General features: G+C 62.0%; 18 protein-coding genes. 7 read left to right on the top strand and 11 right to left on the bottom strand.

Going from position 1 to position 19,098, the window contains the following annotated elements; genetic code table 11:
* Positions 1 to 63: 63 nt before the first annotated feature.
* Complete coding sequence (purL, locus tag BN1134_RS10090; RefSeq protein WP_042047015.1) at positions 64 to 3,951, bottom strand: phosphoribosylformylglycinamidine synthase; 3,888 nt, start codon at positions 3,949 to 3,951, stop codon at positions 64 to 66.
* A 183-nt stretch (positions 3,952 to 4,134) separates the two neighbouring features.
* Between purL and mltF the strand changes: the two genes are divergently transcribed.
* Together mltF and BN1134_RS20000 are read left to right on the top strand one after the other, a co-directional pair.
* Positions 4,135 to 5,589, top strand: coding sequence for a membrane-bound lytic murein transglycosylase MltF (mltF, locus tag BN1134_RS10085; protein ID WP_042047014.1), 1,455 nt, complete (start codon positions 4,135 to 4,137; stop codon positions 5,587 to 5,589).
* 115 nt (positions 5,590 to 5,704) lie between these two features.
* Entirely contained in the window at positions 5,705 to 5,848 is a 144-nt protein-coding gene (locus BN1134_RS20000) for a hypothetical protein (RefSeq protein ID WP_193003687.1), read from the top strand.
* A 45-nt stretch (positions 5,849 to 5,893) separates the two neighbouring features.
* Here the strand turns inward: BN1134_RS20000 and BN1134_RS10080 are convergent, their stop codons facing one another.
* From BN1134_RS10080 to ndk, 10 genes are all read right to left on the bottom strand, one after another.
* Complete coding sequence (locus tag BN1134_RS10080) at positions 5,894 to 6,118, bottom strand: zinc ribbon domain-containing protein (RefSeq protein ID WP_042047013.1); 225 nt, start codon at positions 6,116 to 6,118, stop codon at positions 5,894 to 5,896.
* A gap of 54 nt (positions 6,119 to 6,172) precedes the next feature.
* Positions 6,173 to 7,675, bottom strand: a complete 1,503-nt coding sequence (der, locus tag BN1134_RS10075) for a ribosome biogenesis GTPase Der (protein ID WP_042047012.1) — start codon at positions 7,673 to 7,675, stop codon at positions 6,173 to 6,175.
* Between the two features lie 119 nt (positions 7,676 to 7,794).
* A complete protein-coding gene (gene bamB / locus BN1134_RS10070; protein ID WP_042047011.1) occupies positions 7,795 to 8,979 on the bottom strand; it encodes an outer membrane protein assembly factor BamB in 1,185 nt (394 codons plus the stop codon).
* Positions 8,972 to 9,619 (bottom strand): YfgM family protein, encoded by a 648-nt coding sequence (locus tag BN1134_RS10065; RefSeq protein ID WP_042047009.1) that lies wholly within the window; start codon positions 9,617 to 9,619, stop codon positions 8,972 to 8,974. The genes bamB and BN1134_RS10065 overlap by 8 nt, the downstream gene beginning before the upstream one ends.
* Position 9,620: 1 nt before the next feature.
* Positions 9,621 to 10,898, bottom strand: coding sequence for a histidine--tRNA ligase (gene hisS / locus BN1134_RS10060; protein WP_042047007.1), 1,278 nt, complete (start codon positions 10,896 to 10,898; stop codon positions 9,621 to 9,623).
* A 136-nt stretch (positions 10,899 to 11,034) separates the two neighbouring features.
* A complete protein-coding gene (ispG, locus tag BN1134_RS10055; protein ID WP_042047006.1) occupies positions 11,035 to 12,150 on the bottom strand; it encodes a flavodoxin-dependent (E)-4-hydroxy-3-methylbut-2-enyl-diphosphate synthase in 1,116 nt (371 codons plus the stop codon).
* Between the two features lie 3 nt (positions 12,151 to 12,153).
* Positions 12,154 to 13,071, bottom strand: a complete 918-nt coding sequence (locus tag BN1134_RS10050) for a RodZ domain-containing protein (RefSeq protein ID WP_042047004.1) — start codon at positions 13,069 to 13,071, stop codon at positions 12,154 to 12,156.
* The gene (gene pilW, locus BN1134_RS10045; RefSeq protein ID WP_042047003.1) at positions 13,061 to 13,840 is read right to left on the bottom strand and encodes a type IV pilus biogenesis/stability protein PilW; all 780 of its coding nucleotides are present in this window, start codon (positions 13,838 to 13,840) and stop codon (positions 13,061 to 13,063) included. The genes BN1134_RS10050 and pilW overlap by 11 nt, the downstream gene beginning before the upstream one ends.
* Positions 13,841 to 13,867: 27 nt before the next feature.
* Positions 13,868 to 14,971, bottom strand: coding sequence for a dual-specificity RNA methyltransferase RlmN (rlmN, locus tag BN1134_RS10040; protein ID WP_042047002.1), 1,104 nt, complete (start codon positions 14,969 to 14,971; stop codon positions 13,868 to 13,870).
* Between the two features lie 146 nt (positions 14,972 to 15,117).
* Entirely contained in the window at positions 15,118 to 15,546 is a 429-nt protein-coding gene (ndk, locus tag BN1134_RS10035) for a nucleoside-diphosphate kinase (RefSeq protein WP_042047001.1), read from the bottom strand.
* A 757-nt stretch (positions 15,547 to 16,303) separates the two neighbouring features.
* Between ndk and BN1134_RS10030 the strand changes: the two genes are divergently transcribed.
* From BN1134_RS10030 to BN1134_RS19275, 5 genes are all read left to right on the top strand, one after another.
* Positions 16,304 to 16,654, top strand: a complete 351-nt coding sequence (locus BN1134_RS10030) for an ArsC family reductase (RefSeq protein ID WP_042047000.1) — start codon at positions 16,304 to 16,306, stop codon at positions 16,652 to 16,654.
* 10 nt (positions 16,655 to 16,664) lie between these two features.
* Complete coding sequence (gene dapE, locus BN1134_RS10025) at positions 16,665 to 17,792, top strand: succinyl-diaminopimelate desuccinylase (protein WP_042046999.1); 1,128 nt, start codon at positions 16,665 to 16,667, stop codon at positions 17,790 to 17,792.
* Positions 17,789 to 18,466, top strand: a complete 678-nt coding sequence (locus BN1134_RS10020) for a M15 family metallopeptidase (RefSeq protein ID WP_042046998.1) — start codon at positions 17,789 to 17,791, stop codon at positions 18,464 to 18,466. The genes dapE and BN1134_RS10020 overlap by 4 nt, the downstream gene beginning before the upstream one ends.
* Positions 18,463 to 18,606: a hypothetical protein gene (locus BN1134_RS19695; protein ID WP_104452650.1), complete on the top strand. Its 144-nt coding sequence runs from the start codon at positions 18,463 to 18,465 to the stop codon at positions 18,604 to 18,606. The genes BN1134_RS10020 and BN1134_RS19695 overlap by 4 nt, the downstream gene beginning before the upstream one ends.
* Before the next feature lie 148 nt (positions 18,607 to 18,754).
* A partial coding sequence (locus BN1134_RS19275) for a cation:proton antiporter domain-containing protein (protein ID WP_042047018.1) occupies positions 18,755 to 19,098 on the top strand: 344 nt, incomplete at its 3' end.

Below are 19,098 nucleotides of genomic sequence, written 5' to 3'. Positions count from 1 at the left end.
CCCCTCCCACTGACCCATAAAAAAAGACCGGCACAAGGCCGGTCTTCTCATCACTGCAACCACTTAGCCGAGGCGAACCCTGGCGTTACGGAACATCCGCATCCAGGCACCGTCCTCGCCCCAGTTGTCCGGGTGCCAGGAGTTGGCCACGGTACGGAACACCCGCTCCGGGTGCGGCATCATGATGGTGGCACGGCCATCTGTGGTCGTCACCGCGGTAATACCGAGCGGTGAGCCGTTCGGGTTGGCCGGATAGCGTTCGGTGGCACCGCCACGGTTGTCGACAAAACGCAGCCCCACCAGACCGGAGGCATCGAGCGCCGCCAGGTGAGCCGCATCGCGCACCTCGACCCGGCCTTCGCCGTGGGACACCGCAATCGGCATCACCGAGCCCTGCATGCCGGCAAAGAAGGCCGAAGGCGAGTTCTGCACCTCGACCAGGCTGAAGCGGGCCTCGAAACGCTCGGAGCGGTTACGCACGAAACGCGGCCACAAATCCGCCCCCGGGATCAGCTCGCGCAGGTTGGACATCATCTGGCAGCCGTTGCACACCCCCAAGGAGAGGGTGTCATCGCGCTCAAAGAAGCGCTGGAACTGCTCACGGGCGGCAGCGTTAAAGAGGATGGACTTGGCCCAGCCCTCACCTGCCCCCAGCACGTCGCCGTAAGAGAAGCCACCACAGGCCACCAGCGCCTGGAAGCCATCCAGGGCGATGCGACCGGAGAGGATGTCACTCATGTGCACATCCACCGCGGTGAAACCGGCGCGGTCGAACGCGGCCGCCATCTCGACGTGGGAGTTGACCCCCTGCTCGCGCAGCACCGCCAGACGGGGCGAGACCCCCTTGGCGATGTAGGGGGCGGCCACGTCGTCAGACGGGTTGTAGGTCAGGTTGGCCTGCAAGCCCGGATCGGTGGCGTCCTGGCGGGCGGCATGCTCGCTGTCGGCGCACTCTGGGTTGTCGCGCAGGCGCTGCATCTGCCAGCTGGTCTCACCCCAGAGGGTGCGCAGACGGGTGCGGCTCTCGCGCCACAGCTCCTTGCCGGTACGACGCAGTACGATGTCGTCGCCGGTCGTGACGGTGCCGATGACATGGGCACAGGCCGCCAGGCCGTGGCCGGCCAGCAGGGTCATGACCGCTTCCTTGTCTTCGCGGCGCACCTGGATGACCGCACCGAGCTCTTCGTTGAACAGGGCCGGCAGCACCTCGCCACCCACGCGGTCCAGCTCAATGTTCAGAGCGCAGTGACCGGCGAAGGCCATCTCCAGCAGGGTCACCAGCAGACCGCCGTCGGAGCGATCGTGGTAAGCCAGCAGGCGGCCGTCAGAGACCAGCGCCTGGATGGCATTGAAGAAGCCCTTGAGCAGCACCGGATTGTCGAGATCCGGCGCCTTGTCACCCACCTGACGATAAACCTGGGCCAGGGCAGAGCCGCCGAGGCGCTGCTTACCATGGCCGAGATCGATGAGGATAAGGTCGGTTTCACCCAGATCGGCGCGAAGCTGCGGCGTGACCGTTTTACGCACATCCTCAACCCGGGCGAAGGCGGAGATGATGAGCGAGAGCGGCGCCGTGTTGCTGCGCTCCACGCCATCTTGCTGCCAGCGGGTCTTCATGGACATGGAGTCCTTACCGACCGGGATGGTCAACCCAAGGGCTGGGCAGAGCTCTTCGCCCACCGCCTTGACCGCCTCGTACAGACCAGCATCCTCGCCCGGGTGACCGGCGGCGGCCATCCAGTTGGCAGAGAGCTTGATCCGCTTGAGGTTGCCGATGTTGGTCGGGGCAATGTTGGTGATGGACTCGGCCACCGCCATACGGGCGGAGGCGGCGTGGGAGAGCAGTGCCAGCGGGGTACGCTCGCCCATGGCCATGGCTTCACCGTGGTAGGTGTCGTAAGTGGCGGCGGTGACGGCGCAATCGGCCACCGGGATCTGCCACGGGCCCACCATCTGGTCGCGGTTGACCAGACCGGTCACGCTGCGATCGCCGATGGTGATGAGGAAGCTCTTCTCGGCCACGCTCGGCAGGCGCAGCACCCGCTCGGCCGCCTCAGCCAGGGTCACGCCATCGAGGCGCAGCGCCTGGCCTTGGGCCTGCTGGGTGGTCACGTCACGCAGCATCTTGGGCGGCTTGCCAAGCAGCACATCCAGCGGCAGATCGATGGGCTGATTGTCGAAGTGGCTATCAGACAGGGTCAGGTGCGGCTCGTCGGTGGCAGTCCCGATCACGGCATAGGGGGCGCGCTCACGCTCGCACATCGCCTTGAACAGGGGCAACTTCTCCTGGGAGACCGCCAGTACGTAGCGCTCCTGGGATTCGTTACACCAGATCTCGAGCGGGCTCATGCCCGGCTCATCGTTCGGAATGGCGCGCAGATCGAAGCGGCCACCGCGACCGCCGTCGCTCACCAGCTCCGGCATGGCGTTGGAGAGACCACCGGCGCCCACGTCGTGGATAAACAGGATCGGGTTCTCTTCACCGAGCTGCCAGCAGCGATCGATCACCTCCTGGCAACGGCGCTCCATTTCAGGGTTGTCGCGCTGCACCGAGGCAAAATCGAGATCCTCGGCCGACTGGCCCGAGGTCATGCTCGAGGCGGCGCCGCCGCCAAGGCCGATGTTCATCGCCGGACCACCCAGTACGATAAGAGCCGAGCCCGCCGGGAATTCGCCCTTCTGGACGTGCTCGGGGCGGATGTTGCCGATACCGCCGGCCAGCATGATGGGTTTGTGATAACCACGCACCTCACGGCCGTTGTGGCTCTCCACCTCCTCTTCGAAGGTGCGGAAATAACCGAGGATGGCAGGACGGCCAAATTCGTTGTTAAAGGCGGCGCCGCCGAGCGGGCCGTCTTGCATCACGTCAAAGGCACTGACGATGCGATCCGGCTTACCAAAATCCTGCTCCCAAGGCTGCTCGAAGCCGGGGATACGCAGGTTGGAGACACTAAAGCCCACCAGACCCGCCTTGGGCTTGGCACCGCGGCCGGTGGCCCCCTCGTCGCGGATCTCACCGCCGGAGCCCGTGGCGGCGCCCGGGAACGGCGAAATAGCGGTCGGGTGGTTGTGGGTCTCCACCTTCATCAGGATGTCGACCTGCTCCTGGTGGTAGTCGTATTCGCCGGTGGCCGGGCTCGGGAAGAAGCGCCCCCCTTGGCTGCCCTCCATCACCGCGGCGTTGTCCTTGTAGGCTGACGACACGTAATCCGGAGTCTGCTCGAAGGTGTTCTTGATCATCTTGAACAGAGACTTGGGCTGAGTCTGCCCATCGATGATCCAGTCGGCGTTGAAAATCTTGTGACGGCAGTGCTCGGAGTTCGCCTGGGCAAACATGTAGAGCTCGATGTCATTCGGGTTACGGCCGAGCTTCTTGAAGTTCTCGACCAGGTAGTCGATTTCATCGTCGGCCAGCGCCAGACCCAGCGCCAGGTTCGCCTCGGCCAGCGCAGCGCGGCCGCCACCCAGCACATCCACCTGGGTGAAGGGGCGCGGCTCATGATGAGCAAACAGCGCCGCCGCTGCCTCCATGGCGTCAAACACCGTCTCCATCATGCGATCGTGCAACAGCGCGGCAATGGCGGCGCGGTTGGCATCGGTCACGTTCCCTTCGACGTAATAGGCCACACCGCGCTCGAGGCGCTTGACCTTGGTCAGGCCGCAGTTGTGGGCGATGTCGGTGGCCTTGGAAGACCAGGGAGAGATGGTGCCGGGGCGGGGAGTAACGAGGAAGAGGTGACCTTGGGGAGCATGTTCTTGGATGGTGGGACCGTAGCGCAGCAGCTGGTCCAAGGTCGCTCGCTCATCCGGTGAAAGAGGATCGACAAGCTCGGCAAAGTGCATGTATTCGGCATAGATGCTCGTTATCTCGACTCCGCGTTCCACCAGGCTTCGTTGCAGTTTTTGGACACGAAACTCAGACAGAGCGGGAGCACCGCGCAAGATTTCCATATGGCCTTTCTCACCTTGTATCGAGAGTGGGGGGATTTAAAGACGCGCGTATTATAGGGAGGCTGGCAGAGCGGGACAAACGTTTTTCATGTGTGGCCCGATGTGACAGGGAGCACACTCTCTGGTATAAAGGTGCTTCTTTTTTGACTAGTGTTGATTTTTTCGACAACAAAAGAGGTCTGATTGAGACAACTAGCCAAATGGTTCACCCTGTCGATCTCCCTGCTGCTGGCCGGCTGTAATAGTAGCCAACCCACCAGTCAGCTTGAGCAGATCCGTGCACGGGGGGAGCTGCGGGTCGGCACCATCTATGGCCCCACCTCCTTCTACCAGCGCGACGACAGCAATCTGGGTTATGACTACGAGCTGGCGCAGGAGTACGCGGACTGGCTCGGGGTCAAGCTGGTCATGCTGCCCCAGGAATCCACACAGGCACTCGAGAAAGGACTCACAGACGGCTCACTGGATATGGCCGCAGGCGCCCTGGCCATCACGTCGGAGCGGCGCACCCGTATGCGCTTCGGCCCTGCCTACTATCAGGTATCCCCCAAGCTGGTCTATCGCCAGGGGGCCCGCAAACCGAAAGACTTCGACGATCTGCAAGGTGAACTGGTGATCGCGGCCGGATCGGCCAGCGAAGAGCAGCTGCGCGAGCTCAAACGCCGCTACCCCGCCCTGAGCTGGAACGTCAGTAAGGACGCCGACAGCGAAGAGCTGCTGCGCCAGGTGGCCGAGGGCAAGATAGGTTACACCGTGGTGCACGATACCGTGCTGGCGCGGATCCAGCGCTACTACCCGGATCTCGCCGAGGGGCTGACCCTGGGCAGCAATTACCCGATCGGTTGGGCCATGGCCCAGCTGCCGGACGACAGCCTCTATGCCAGCGTCATCGACTTCTTCGGCCAGCGTTTCCTCGACGGCACCATAGCCCAGCTCGACGAAAAATATTTCGGCCACGTGCAAAACTTCGACTTCGTCGATACCCGAGCCTTCCTGCAACGCGCTAAGACACTTCTGCCCAAATATCAGAAGCTGTTCCAGACCCATGCCGGCAGCCTCGACTGGCGTCTGCTCGCCGCGCTCAGCTATCAGGAGTCCCACTGGGATCCGAATGCCCGCTCCTATACCGGGGTGCGCGGCATGATGATGCTGACCGAAAACACCGCCAAGGCGATGGGGGTGAAAGATCGCACCCACCCCGAAGAGAGCATTCAGGGGGGCGCCCGCTACCTGCTGCAACTGCTTGAACAGGTGCCGGACTCCGTGCCCGAGGATGAGCGCTTCTGGTTTGCGCTGACCGCCTACAACATCGGCTATGGCCACATGATGGATGCGCGCCGCCTGGCCAAGTTGCAGGGCAAGAGCCCGGACAGCTGGAGCGATGTGAAGGAGGTGCTGCCGCTATTGCAAGAGTCTCGCTGGCACAGCAAGGTGCGCTACGGCTACGCCCGTGGTGGTGAGGCGCGCAACTACGTCAACAACGTGCGCCAGTACTACCAGAGCCTGCTGTGGCTCGACAATGAGCAGCAGAAGATCCGTCAGCGTGAGCGTCAGATGGAGCAATCCGAGAGCCTGGCCACCGACGCCCCCTCCTCGACCCCGATGGGCACGCCCATCCTGGCTGCCATCGCCAGCTGACCCCCCAATTTCAGAACAATCTGACGCCTGTTCAGCACGATCCGCCTCTGTTAGTATCGAAGCAAGGAACGGGGCCACCGTCGGTGGCCCCCTCCCTGACGCCAAGGAGGTAACGATGCTCAGACGCAGACGTCCAAGCCTAGTGCGCAAGAGCAAACCGAGCCGCAACCCGCGGCGCCGACTGCAGCTCATCGAGCAGAAGCGCAAGCGTCATCGCAGACAGCGATCCGACTTCATGCTCATCGCCCAGGCGGCATAACAACAATCCCCAAGAAGAGAAACCCGGCTCATGGCCGGGTTTGTGTCATTCTGGGCTCGCCGAAAAGGCCACCCTGGATTTGGAGATCAGGCTGTTACAGCGGTTGCAGAAGTAATCCACCGCACCGCACGCCTTGAGCCGCTCGAGCGGCTCAGCGCAATCGGGACAGAGCGCCGTGATGCGAAAACGGCCCTGACAGTGGCCACAGGTCACCTTGTGGCTACGGGTATCCAGTGGCTCGCCACAACCGGGGCAATTAACCGAACTCATGGTTCTCCTCCTTATATAAGAGATGAAAAACGGCCGCCTGAGCGACCGTCGTTCTTACTTCTTGCCGCCCTTGAGCTTCATCAGGCGCTTGCGCTGACGCTCCTGGCTCAGGGTCAACGCATTCTTCTTGTTCTCGAACGGGTTGGCCCCTTCCTGGAACTCGACCCGGATCGGCGTCCCCATCACCTTCAGCGACTTGCGGAAGTAGTTGATGAGATAGCGCTTGTAAGAGTCGGGCAGATCGTTGAGCTGGTTGCCGTGCACTATGATGCGCGGCGGGTTGTAACCACCGGCATGGGCGTATTTGAGCTTGACCCGGCGACCGCGCACCATGGGCGGCTGGTGATCCTGCTGGGCCATCTGCATGATACGGGTCAGCAGGGCGGTGCTGGTACGACGGGTGGCCGACTCATAGGCCTCGTCGATAGACTCGAACAGGTGGCCGACACCGCTGCCGTGCAGGGCCGAGATGAAGTGCACCCGGGCAAAATCGATGAAGCCGAGGCGGCGATCGAGCTCGCTCTTCACGTCATCTTTCACCTTCTGATCCAGGCCGTCCCACTTGTTGACCACCAACACCACGGAGCGACCGGCGTTAAGCACGAAGCCGAGGATGCTGAGATCCTGATCGGTGATGGTCTCGCGAGCGTCGATCACCAGCAGGCAGACGTTGGCATCCTCGATGGCCTTGAGGGTCTTGATGACCGAGAACTTCTCCACCGTCTCGTGCACCTTGCCACGACGGCGCACCCCAGCGGTATCGATCACCACGTATTTCTTGTCATCGCGCTCCATCGGGATATAGACCGAGTCGCGGGTGGTGCCGGGCATGTCATAGACGATGACCCGATCTTCACCCAGCAGGCGGTTGGTCAGGGTCGACTTGCCGACGTTGGGGCGACCGACGATGGCGAACTTGATCGGCAGATCCGCGTAGCGATTCTGCTTCTCCTCCTCTTCACCGGTCTCGAATTCGCCGGTGGCCAGCATGCGGGCCAGCGCCTCTTCGTCGAACTCCTCTTCGTCCTCATCCTCGTCGGCAGCGCCTTGCTCACCGACCAGATCTTCCAGGTGCGGGGCCAGAGCCAGCTCGAGCAGGCTCAGCACCCCACGGCCGTGGGCAGCGGCGATCTGATAGACATCGCCCAATGCCAGGGCATAGAACTCGGCACTGGCCGAGTCTCCGTCGATGCCGTCGGTCTTGTTGGCCACCAGAAACACCTTCTTGTCGCACTTGCGCAGGTGTTCACCGATGGCGATGTCGGCCGCGGTCAGGCCGGCACGGGCATCGACCATGAACAGCACCACGTCCGCCTCTTCGATGGCCAGCAGGGACTGCTCGGCCATCTTCAGCTCGATCCCCTCCTCGGTGCCATCGATACCGCCGGTATCGACCACGATGAATTCCAGCTCGCCCAGCTTGGCCTGGCCGTACTTGCGATCCCGGGTCAGGCCGGGAAAGTCGGCCACCAGCGCGTCACGCGTGCGGGTCAGGCGGTTGAACAGGGTGGACTTGCCCACATTGGGGCGCCCCACCAGGGCAACAACAGGAGTCATAAAAGCCTCATCAATCGGGTGTCATGGATGCCGCGCCCTGCTGCAATGGGGGGCATCGATAAGACGACAAAGGCTCCGGGTCCGAAGACCAGGAGCCGTCAAACTTCACTGCAACGTGGTCAAGGACGCTGAAGGGCGTACAGCTTGCCACCGCGGCTCTGGATGTAAAGGGTACCACCATCGACCAGCGGTGCCGCATAGAGGCCGCTGCTGTCGAGCTCCTGCATCGCCTTGATGGTGCCATCGAAGCGATCCAGCCAGTAGAGATACCCCTCTACATCACCCACCACCACATAATCGCCAAACACCACCGGCGCCGTCACGCTGCGGTTCTCAAGCTGGGTATTGGACCACAGCTCCAGACCGTTGCGACGATCCACCGCAAACAGGTGGCTGCGGCTGTCGGTGATGAAGATCTCATTGCTGCCGACCGCCATGTCGCGGTAAGCGGAATACTTGCGCTTCCACACCTCGTCGCCAGAGAGCAGCTTGCGCGCCATCAGCTGGCCGTTGTAGGCGATGGCATAGAGCTCGTCGCCCGCCACCAGCGGGGTCGCATCCACGTCCACCATGCGATCCAGCTCGGTGGCACCGCGCGGGTCGGCCACCTTGGATTGACGCACCGGCTGGCCATTGCTCAGCAGGGCGATGCCCACCTTGCCATCGGCGCGGCCGTAAAGTACGGCGCCGTTGGTGATGACCGGGGTCGCGACGCTGCGCAGGGTCAGGGGCGGCTGCTCCTCGGCCAGGGTCCACAACAGCTTGCCATCCTCGGAGTCGAGGGCCATCAGGCGACCAGACGTGGTCAGCACCACCACCCGACCATCCTCGACGGCAGGGCTGGAGACCACTTCACCCGGCACGTTGACATGCCACAGCACCTTGCCATCGTCGGCCGAGAGGGCGTACACCACCCCGTTCTCGGAGCCGAGGAACAGCTTGCCGTAGGCCTGCACCAGCCCGCCGGACAGGCGCGGACTGCGCTTGTCGGCATTGATGTCGAGATCGGCGAGATCGGTGCTCCACACCTCTTTGCCGTCGTCACGCTCGAGCGCGGTGACATCCCCGTCGCGGGAGGCGGCATAGATGCGATCACCGTTGATGACGGGGCGCAGTTGGGAGTAGAAATCACCGATGCCATCCCCCACCGAGCTACGCCAGAGGCTCTTGCCTTCAAAGGCGGAGTCAACCTTGGGCAGCGGCGCCATGGGGGTGAGATCTTCGTCACCGCCAAACAGGGAGCAACCTTGCAGAGCCAGGGCCACGGCCGACCCCAGCAGCACCTTCTTAAACAGATTACGCATCCGGTTTCTCGTCCACAGCCACGGCCGGCAGGGCCAGATCGTCCATCTTCAGGCGCAGTTCGGCGCTGCTTTGCAGGCCGCCCGCATCGGCAGCGGCTTGATAGGCGCTGCGAGCCTCTTCCGGCTTGTTCTGAGCCAGCAGGATATCCCCACGCACCTCGGCCACCTGGGCCTTGAACGCGGCATCTTGGATCTTGGCCAGGCGGGCCAGGGCGTCATCGGCCTTGCCCTGCTCGGCCAGCACGCGGGCCAGACGCACGGCGGCAATGGCCTGCACGCTGGCATCCCCTTGTTCGGCCACGCGGGTCAATTGAGCGGCGGCCACGTCCAGCTTGCCCGCCTTGACGGCGGCAGAGGCCAGCTCGAGGGAGGCGAGATCGGCGTAAGCGCCCTTGTTGTCGTTGATGAACCCCTCGACCTGGGCGAACGCCTTGTCACCCTCTTTGGTCATGGCGTCGGTCACGCGGCTGAACTCGGAGGAGGCAAGCTGCATGTTGGTCTGCTGGTGATCGTTGTACCAGCGCCAGCCGAACAGACCGGCCAGGCCGATCACGGTACCGGCAATCACCGAGGTGCCATTCTCTTTCCACCACCCCTTGATGGCCTCAACCTGTTGTTCTTCGTTGGTATAGATTTCCACGCTACTCTCCTTTGTCCGCCAGCAGGGCAATGGCCTCGTCCACCTTGACGGTGACCTGCTCGGCCTGGCCACGCAGATACTTGATGGTTACTTCGCCGTTTTGAACCTCGCTCTCTCCGAGGATCAGGGCAATCGATGCACCGCTCTTGTCGGCACGCTTGAGCTGTTTCTTGAAGTTGCCGCCACCACAGTGGCTCATCAGGCGCAGGGTCGGCAGAGCATCGCGCAGCCGCTCGGCCAGCATGAAACCGGCCACCTCGGTTCCCTCACCCACCATCGCAAGGTAGATGTCGACCGCGGGGCGCAGATCCTGGTTGAGCTCGAGGGTCTCGAGCAGCAGCACCAGACGCTCCATCCCCATGGCAAAGCCCACCGCGGGGATCGCCTGACCACCGAGCTGCTCCACCAGACCGTCGTAGCGGCCACCGCCGCAGACGGTTCCCTGGGCGCCCAGACTGGTGGTGACCCACTCGAACACGGTCAGGTTGTAGTAGTCAAGGCCGCGCACCAGACGCTCGTTGACCTCGTACTTGATGCCGGCGGCGTCGAGCAGGCGCTTGAGCCCGGCGAAGTGGGCACGGCTCTCTTCACCGAGGTAATCCATCAGACGCGGAGCATCGGCCAACAGGGCCTGCACCCGCTCATCCTTGGAGTCGAGCACCCGCAGCGGGTTGGTGTACATGCGACGACGGCTGTCTTCGTCCAGCTGCTCCTGGTGCTGCTCGAGGAACGCCACCAGCGCATCGCGGTAGGCGGCGCGCTCGTCGCTCTGCCCCAGGGTGTTGAGCTGCAAGGTGACGTGATCGGCGATGCCGAACAGGCGCCACAGGCGATGGGTCAGCAGGATCAACTCGGCATCGACGTCCGGGCCGTTGAGGCCGAACACTTCGACCCCGAACTGGTGGAACTGGCGATAGCGCCCCTTCTGCGGACGCTCGTAACGGAACATGGGACCGATATACCACACCCGCCGTTCCTGGTTATAAATCAGGCCATGCTCGATGCAGGCGCGCACGCAGCCGGCGGTGCCTTCCGGGCGCAGGGTCAGGCTCTCGTCGTTGCGGTCATTGAAGGTGTACATCTCCTTCTCGACCACATCGGTCACCTCGCCGATGGCGCGCTTGAACAGGGGAGTCTGCTCGACGATCGGCATCCGCATCTCGCTATAGCCGTAACCGGCCATCACCTGACGCAGGATCTCTTCCACCTTCTGCCACGCCGGGCTCTGCTCCGGCAGGCAATCATTCATTCCGCGAATCGCTTGGATCTGTTTTGCCACGTTGCTACTCAAGAAAAAGACGTGAAAATTGGCCGCATTATAGGGAGTTTCCCCCCCGAGGTAAAACCGCCGCACGGCGGTGAGAGACGCGGCCGCTCGAAACGGTGCGGGCCACCGAGGTGGCCCGTCACGTAAATCAGCGCTCGTCCACCTGGATCTGGTTGTCCGGATCCAGCATGGCGGCGCGCGCCCGGATGCGGCGCTCAAGGGTGGGCACCAGATCCTTGTTGTCGAGCCGGTCCACCCGCTGACCCCCTTCATAGAAGGCGCTCTTGTTCGCCGCACCGGCCAGCCCCAGATCCGAGACCAGGGCCTCACCCGGGCCATTCACCACACAGCCGATGATGGAGACATCCAGCGGGGTGATGATGTCCTCGAGGCGCTGCTCGAGCTCGTTGACCGTGCCGATGACGTCGAACTCCTGACGCGAACAGGAGGGACAGGCGATGAAGTTGATGCCGCGCGAGCGGATACGCAGGGACTTGAGGATGTCAAAGCCGACCTTGACCTCTTCCACCGGATCGGCCGCCAGCGAGATGCGCAGGGTGTCGCCGATGCCATCGGCCAGCAGCATGCCAAGGCCGATAGAGGACTTCACCGCGCCGGCGCGAAAACCGCCCGCCTCGGTGATCCCCAGATGCAGCGGCTGCTCGATCTGCTGGGCCAGCAGGCGATAGGCGCCGACGGCGAGGAACACGTCGGAGGCCTTAACGCTCACCTTGAAGTTCTGGAAGTCGAGCTTGTCGAGGTAATCCACATGACGCAGGGCAGATTCCACCAGCGCCTCGGGGGTCGGCTCCCCGTATTTTTCCTGGATGTCGCGCTCGAGCGAGCCGCCGTTGACCCCGATGCGGATCGGGATGTTGAGATCGCGGGCACAATCGACCACGGCCCGCACGCGCTGCTCATTGCCGATGTTACCCGGGTTGATGCGCAGGCAGTCGGCGCCGTACTCGGCCACCTTGAGGGCGATGCGATAGTCAAAATGGATATCAGCCACCACCGGGATGCGCGTCTGCTCCTTGATGAGGCGAAACGCCTCGGCCGCCTCCATCGTCGGCACCGACACGCGCACGATATCGGCACCGACCCGCTCGATACGGCGGATCTGCTCGACGGTCGCGGCCACGTCCGTGGTGCGGGTATTGGTCATGGTCTGCACCGTGATGGGGGCATCGCCCCCGATCGGGACATGACCCACCATGATCTGTCTGGACTTGCGACGGATGATAGGAGAAGCGTGGGAAGACATGGGTTACTCCTGCGGCAGGGTTATGCGGGCAGTGCGGCCGTTGTTGTAACGGCTCATGTCGATCTCCTGGCCCTTGAACTGGATGCGGATCGCCATGGGGGCTCCGACCAGCAGCTTGAGGGGCTCCTTCCCTTCCAGATTCAGTTCGTCATTGGCCTTCTTGAGGCCGCTGAAGACAATCTTGCCATCGGCATCCTTGATCTCGAGCCAGCAGTCGGCGGTGAAACTCAGCTTAAGCTGGGGCGCGGCGGCCTCCTCGGTCTCGGTCGCAGCACTCACCTCGGTCGGCTGGGCTGCCGAGACGTCCACCGCCTCGGCGGAGGTGTCGACGGGCGCCGGCGCCGCGCTGACGGCACCGCTCACGGTGACACCCGCGTCGGAAACGGCAGGCTCCAGTACCGGCGCCTGCGGGTGAACCAGCTCGCTCGGCTCGGCAGGAACCGTCTCGCTGGCCGGCGTGGTGATCTCGCTGGCAGCCAGTTGCTCCTGCCCAGCGGCGCGGCGATTGGATGCCTGCCACCACCAAGCCACCAGTAACCCGGCCAGCACCAGGATCACCAGCCAGCTGACGATCTTCAGGCGGCTGTCGCTGGCCTCGCGGCGGGTACGCTTGGAGAAGCTCTGCATGTTGATGCTAGGTTCGGGCTCCATCCCCAACGTCTTGTAGGCCTCAAGAATGGTGCTCTCCTCGATGCCCACCAGCTTGGCATAGGTGCGCAGATAACCACGGATGAAGGTGGGCGAGGCATGCTTGTCGTACGTGTCAGACTCGATGGCCGCAATCAAGGTAAGGCGAAGATGAAGGCGGGATGCGACCTGCTCACGGCTCCAGCCCATGGCTTCGCGGGCCGAGCGCAGCAACTGGCCGGGACCAACTACCGGGGAGGAGTCTTGGGAATCAAATTGCTGTTCAGTAGTCATTGGCTAAATAACGCTTGGCTTGTTGCGAATCAGGAAAATGTTCCGCCAGCTGCGATCCATACTGGTGCAACTGGGCGGGGCGATCGAGGGCCTGGGCGAGACGCAGACGCAGCCACAGGCTGTCAGGATTCTCCACGGCCACCTCACCATAACGGTTGAGGTAAGACTGAGCTTCATCCAGCTTGCCGTGTGTGAAGGCGCTCTCGGCCAAGTCCAGTAATAGACTCGGTTTGCGCGGATTATACCCCAATGCCAGACGATAGTACTCACTCGCCTTGTCGTTTTTGCCGCTTCGTGTCGCGCAAATGGCCGCATTTTCATAGGTATCGGCAATTTTGGCGTAGCCTGGCTGGGTTACGGCGCGGTTAAACATGGCATCCGCCTCGTCGTAACGGGCCCGGCCACAGAGGAAAGCGCCATAGTTGTTCATGGCGTCGGCATCTTGGGGAGAGAGGGTCAGAACCTTCTGGTAACTGCGTTCGGCGGCGGCATAGTCCTGCACCGTCTGATAGAAGTAGGCATAGCCCAGATGCACCTCTGGGCTGTCAGGGGCATATTTCAGCGCGCGATCGAGATTGACCTTGGCCTGTTCGGTGTTGCCCTTGCGCAGATATTGAATGCCAAGATCGAGGCGGGTCTTGGCGGCGGCTTGCAGATCCGGCCCCACCACATCGTGGCGTGTATTTCCCTGACCGGTATAGGTGGTCTCGGTCACACAGGCGGGCAGCGTCAGCAACACCGCCCACATGAGCAAGGTTCGATTATCCATTATCCAACCATCGCAAGGGCTTGAAGATTAGACCATTTTGACGGAAATCCCCTCACCTTGCATCCGCTTTTTCATGGTGCGCTTGGTGCGGTCGATCACATCCCCGACCAACTGGCCACAGGCGGCATCGATATCATCGCCACGGGTCTTGCGCACGATCACGGTGAAACCGTACTCCATCAACACCTTGGAGAAGCGATCGATCCGGCTGTTGCTCGGCTTGCCATAGGGGTTGCCCGGGAAGGGGTTGAAGGGGATCAGGTTGATCTTGCTCGGGGTGTCCTTGAGCGCTTCGGCCAGCTCGTGGGCGTGCTGCATGTCGTCATTGATATGATCGAGCAGCACATACTCCACCGTGACCCGCCCCTGATTGGCATTGGATTTCTCCAGGTAGCGGCGTACGGCGGCGAGGAAGGTCTCGATATTGTACTTGTCGTTGATCGGCATGATCTCGGAGCGCAGCTTGTCATTGGGGGCGTGCAGCGAGATGGCCAGCGCCACATCAATCTGATCGCCCAGCATATCCAGACCCGGCACCACACCGGAGGTCGAGATGGTCACCCGGCGCTTGGAGAGGCCAAAACCGTAGTCATCGAGCATCAGCTTCATGGCCGGCACCACATTGGCGAGGTTGAGCAGCGGCTCGCCCATGCCCATCATCACCACGTTGGTGATGGGGCGCTTGCCCCCCACGACCTTGGCGGCACGCCACACTTGGCCGATGATCTCGGAGACCCGCAGGTTGCGGTTGAACCCCTGCTGGGCGGTGGAGCAGAACTTGCACTCGAGGGCGCAGCCAACCTGGGAGGAGACGCACAGGGTGGCGCGATCCTCTTCCGGTATGTAGACGGTCTCGACCTCCTGATCCCCCACTTGCAGTGCCCACTTGATGGTGCCATCAGCGGAGCGCTGCTCACGGCTGATCTCGGGGGCGCGGATCTCGGCGATCGCCTTGAGGCGCTCGCGCAGCACCTTGTTGACGTTGGTCATCTGATCGAAATCATCACAACCGAAGTGATAAATCCACTTCATCACCTGATCGGCACGAAACGGCTTCTCGCCCAATTCGACGAAGAAGGCGCGCAGGGCATCGCGATCCAGATCCAGCAGGTTGGTTTTCATTTCGCTCATCAGAACCTCAGACAAATAGAAAGACCCCAAGAAAAAGGGCGCAGCATTGTACAAATAAAGGTGGCGCCTTTCCACCCGCAGAACAAAGGGAGATCAGCAAAAAAACAGGGGGAGCCGAGGCTCCCCCTGATGCAACCCTGGCTCGCTCACGCGCGCGGGCAGATTTCGCTATCGGTGAAGAAGTAGGCGATTTCACGCGCCGCAGAGGCCGGTGCGTCGGAGCCGTGTACCGCATTGCGGTCGATGCTGTCGGCATAACAGGCGCGCAGGGTACCCGCCAGCGCCTCCTTCGGGTTGGTCACGCCCATGATCTCGCGGTTGCGACGGATGGCATCTTCGCCCTCCAGCACCTGCACCATGACAGGGCCTGAGGTCATGAACTTGACCAGGCCTTCGTAGAAGGGCTTGCCCTCATGTTCGGCATAGAAACCCATGGCCTGTTCGCGGGTCATGTGCAGCATCTTGGCAGCCACGATGCGCAGGCCGGCGGTCTCAAAACGGTTGTAGATAGCACCGATCAGATTCTTGCTGACGGCATCCGGCTTGACGATGGAGAAGGTACGTTCGATAGCCATGGTGTTCTCTTTCCTTAAAACGACAGAGGTTTTTGTTGTAATCCGTTTGCGGGCGCGATTATACGAAAACAAAAGCCGAAAAAAACACAAAAAAACAACTTTTTGTTAAACATGTTCACCATAGACACAACATGGTGACGCGGGTCACCTTCATGTTCGTATCAGAAAATACCCATGAGTGCATCATCGATGTCAGAAGAGCGTGAAAACGAAGGGGGAACGGTCAAAATACAGGCCGAAAAAACCCCGCCATCGGCGGGGCAAAAAGCAAGCAAGGCTCCAGTCTCCCGGAGTCAGTGTTCAGGCTGTCGGCGCGCAGCACGTGTCCATGGGTCTATTGCGGGGCACGACACGGACTCATGCTGATCTTCGACGAAGAAACAGACTAAAGTGGAACACGCATTTCAGGAAATGATTTATTAGCATTCCATGATGCATAAGACGAATTTCACGTCATCTTCAACTGTCTGGCGATATGGCAAGCCCGGTAAGAAGAAGTGCTGCGTCGCCCCGTCTAGCGCTGAACCAGCCCGCCATAAGCTGCGCGCTCTATCCTCCACAGAAAAGAACCGATGGGCAATGTCACCCTCGCGCCCCTGACGCATCAATAGTCACGCGTCACGCGGGTTGACCAACGCCCCCGTTTTAGGGGCGATAACGCGATGGAGCTCGGGATGGCACGTGTGCTGACGGTTGCCTGACCCCGCCCCGGATGACAGAATCGGGCGCCTGCCCGCCGTGTTAAGGAGTACGCCAAATGCAAGCCGTGATGTACGGGATCAAGAACTGCGACACCATCAAAAAGGCCCGCAAGTGGCTGGAAGAGGCCGGTATCGCCTACCGCTTCCACGATGTGCGCAGCGATGGGCTGGACGCCGAGCAACTGGAGCGCTGGCTCGACGCCCTCGGTTGGGAGGCTCTGCTCAATACCCGCGGCACCACCTTTCGTGCCCTGCCCGATGCACAGAAGCAAGATCTCGACAAAGAGCGGGCCAAGGCGCTGATGCTGGCCCAGCCGGCCATGATCAAACGCCCGCTGCTCGAGCTTGAGGGCCATTACCACCTCGGCTTCAAGGCCGATCACTATCAATCCCTGTTTCACCGTTAAGGACGACCCGATGTCTGATGTCATCGACTTGGCCAAGGAGCTGATCCGCCGCCCCTCCGTTACCCCGCTCGACGAGGGGTGCCAGACCCTGATGGGTGAGCGCCTCGCCGCTCTTGGCTTCACCCTCGAACCCATGGTGTTTGAAGACACCACCAATCTGTGGGCCCGTCGCGGCAGTACCGGCCCCCTGTTCTGTTTCGCCGGTCACACCGACGTGGTGCCCGCCGGCCCGCTCGAGCAGTGGCGCACTCCGCCGTTCGAGCCGACCATCGAAGCAGGCATGCTCTATGGGCGCGGCGCTGCCGACATGAAGGGATCGCTCGCGGCCATGGTGGTGGCGGTCGAGCGTTTCGTGGCTGCGCACCCGGATCACCAAGGGTCGATTGCCTTTCTCATCACCTCGGATGAAGAGGGGCCCTTCATCAATGGCACGGTGCGGGTAGTCGATACGCTAGAGGCGCGCGGCGAGAAAATCACCTGGTGTATCGTCGGTGAGCCCTCCTCCACCGCCTTGGTGGGGGACGTGGTGAAAAACGGCCGGCGCGGCTCGCTCACCGGCGATCTGCTGATCAAGGGGGTGCAGGGACACGTGGCCTACCCGCATCTGGCCGATAACCCGATCCACCGCGCCACGCCGGCCCTGGCCGAGCTGGCTGCAACCGAGTGGGACAGAGGCAATGACTTCTTCCCCCCCACCAGCTTCCAGATCGCCAACATCAACGGCGGCACCGGCGCCTCCAACGTCATTCCTGGCGAGTTGCAGGTACAGTTCAATTTCCGCTTTAGCACCGAATCCACGTCGGAAGGGCTGAAACAGCGCGTTAAGACCCTCCTTGACCGCCACGGCCTCGACTACGAGCTGACCTGGACCCTCTCCGGCGAGCCCTTCCTCACCGGCGCGGGGGCCCTGCTCGATGCCACCGTGGCCGCGATCGCCGAGGTCAACGGCCAGCGCCCGCAGCTGCTCACCACGGGCGGCACCTCAGACGGCCGCTTCATCGCCCCGACCGGGGCCCAGGTGATCGAGCTTGGCCCGGTCAACGCCACCATCCACAAGATCAACGAGTGCGTGCAGGCCAGCGATCTCGATCTGCTGACCGACATGTATCAGGGCGTGCTGGAGCGCCTGCTGGCATGACCCCGGCGCAACTGGTCGGCCTCGATGATAGCCATCTGATCCTGCTTGGGGCGGGCCCCCACCGCCTGACCCCGGAAGCTGCCGCCGCCTTTGCCGCCATGCAGCAGGCAGCGAGCGCCGCCGGCCACAACCTGCAACCTGCGTCAAGCTGGCGCAGCTTCGAGCGCCAACTTGCCATCTGGAACGGCAAATGGCGTGGTGAGCGCCCACTGCTGGGGGCGAAGGGGGAACCGCTCGATGCCGCGACCCTGAGCGATGAGCAGAAGATAGCGGCCATCCTGCGCTGGAGCGCCCTGCCCGGCACCAGTCGCCACCACTGGGGCACCGACCTCGATATCTATGATCCGGACTGCCTGCCGCAGGGAACCCGATTGCAACTGGAGGCATGGGAGTACGAACCGGGCGGCTGGTTTGCTGGTCTCGGCCAGTGGCTGCACCAGAACATGGCCGATTTTGGCTTCTTCCTGCCTTACCGGGGTGAACGGGAGGGGGTGGCCTACGAGCCATGGCACCTGAGCTTTGGCCCCCAGTCACGCCAGCAGCAGACCGATCCTGTCGCACTGGCTAAGGCACTGGAAATGAGCGACATTGAAGGCAAGCCCCTGCTCCTGGCACAGCTTAACCCGCTGTTGGAGCGTTACTGTAGCATCTCGCTACCCGAGGAGCGGTTATGAGTCTGTGGTTGTGGATAGGCCTCCCCCTGCTGTTCCTTCTTGGGTTATTTCTCAATGCAATCAAAGACATGAAGCAGCTTGAGAAGCAACTTCCCAAATACAAGGACAAGATCCGCGAGGTCAAGGACGACGACGATTGAAACAGGGGGGCACAGCTCCCCTTTTTTACACTTTTCATATCGAAAAAAGCACTACAAACGTGAATTAAAGAGCGACTTTCTCCCCTTATGGTCTTAAAATAGCTCAGGAATGCCTGTTTTGTAATAAATTGGAAGGAGGAAGCACGAATTGGATGCCGTTACCGTCAACCACTTTTTTCTCGTCGTCGCACTGTTGGTCGGCACCAGCGTCTTATTAAGTTCCCTCTCCTCCCGTCTTGGCATTCCTATTCTGGTCATCTTTCTCGGCGTCGGCATGCTGGCCGGCGAGAATGGCCCTGGCGGCATTCACTTTGCCGATTACTCCATCGCCTATCTGATCGGTAACCTGGCGCTCGCCATCATCCTGCTCGATGGCGGCATGCGCACCAAGGTCTCCTCGTTCCGGGTCGCCCTCGGCCCTGCGCTCTCGCTCGCCACCCTAGGGGTGCTGCTGACCACAGGTCTGACCGGCCTGGTGGCGGCCTGGCTGTT

It is taken from the genome of Aeromonas simiae (assembly GCF_000820125.1).
In the GTDB taxonomy this organism is placed as follows: domain Bacteria; phylum Pseudomonadota; class Gammaproteobacteria; order Enterobacterales; family Aeromonadaceae; genus Aeromonas; species Aeromonas simiae.
This window is presented reverse-complemented; position numbering and strand designations above follow the sequence as displayed.

Coding starts and splice junctions, on each gene's coding strand:
- purL (WP_042047015.1), bottom strand. CDS start 3,951: ATGGAAATCTTGCGCGGTGCTCCCGCTCTGTCTGAGTTTCGTGTCCAA.
- der (WP_042047012.1), bottom strand. CDS start 7,675: ATGACTCCTGTTGTTGCCCTGGTGGGGCGCCCCAATGTGGGCAAGTCC.
- ispG (WP_042047006.1), bottom strand. CDS start 12,150: ATGTCTTCCCACGCTTCTCCTATCATCCGTCGCAAGTCCAGACAGATC.
- pilW (WP_042047003.1), bottom strand. CDS start 13,840: ATGGATAATCGAACCTTGCTCATGTGGGCGGTGTTGCTGACGCTGCCC.
- ndk (WP_042047001.1), bottom strand. CDS start 15,546: ATGGCTATCGAACGTACCTTCTCCATCGTCAAGCCGGATGCCGTCAGC.
- rlmN (WP_042047002.1), bottom strand. CDS start 14,971: ATGAGCGAAATGAAAACCAACCTGCTGGATCTGGATCGCGATGCCCTG.
- BN1134_RS10050 (WP_042047004.1), bottom strand. CDS start 13,071: ATGACTACTGAACAGCAATTTGATTCCCAAGACTCCTCCCCGGTAGTT.
- dapE (WP_042046999.1), top strand. CDS start 16,665: ATGTCTGATGTCATCGACTTGGCCAAGGAGCTGATCCGCCGCCCCTCC.
- BN1134_RS20000 (WP_193003687.1), top strand. CDS start 5,705: ATGCTCAGACGCAGACGTCCAAGCCTAGTGCGCAAGAGCAAACCGAGC.
- BN1134_RS10020 (WP_042046998.1), top strand. CDS start 17,789: ATGACCCCGGCGCAACTGGTCGGCCTCGATGATAGCCATCTGATCCTG.
- BN1134_RS10030 (WP_042047000.1), top strand. CDS start 16,304: ATGCAAGCCGTGATGTACGGGATCAAGAACTGCGACACCATCAAAAAG.
- BN1134_RS10080 (WP_042047013.1), bottom strand. CDS start 6,118: ATGAGTTCGGTTAATTGCCCCGGTTGTGGCGAGCCACTGGATACCCGT.
- BN1134_RS19695 (WP_104452650.1), top strand. CDS start 18,463: ATGAGTCTGTGGTTGTGGATAGGCCTCCCCCTGCTGTTCCTTCTTGGG.
- bamB (WP_042047011.1), bottom strand. CDS start 8,979: ATGCGTAATCTGTTTAAGAAGGTGCTGCTGGGGTCGGCCGTGGCCCTG.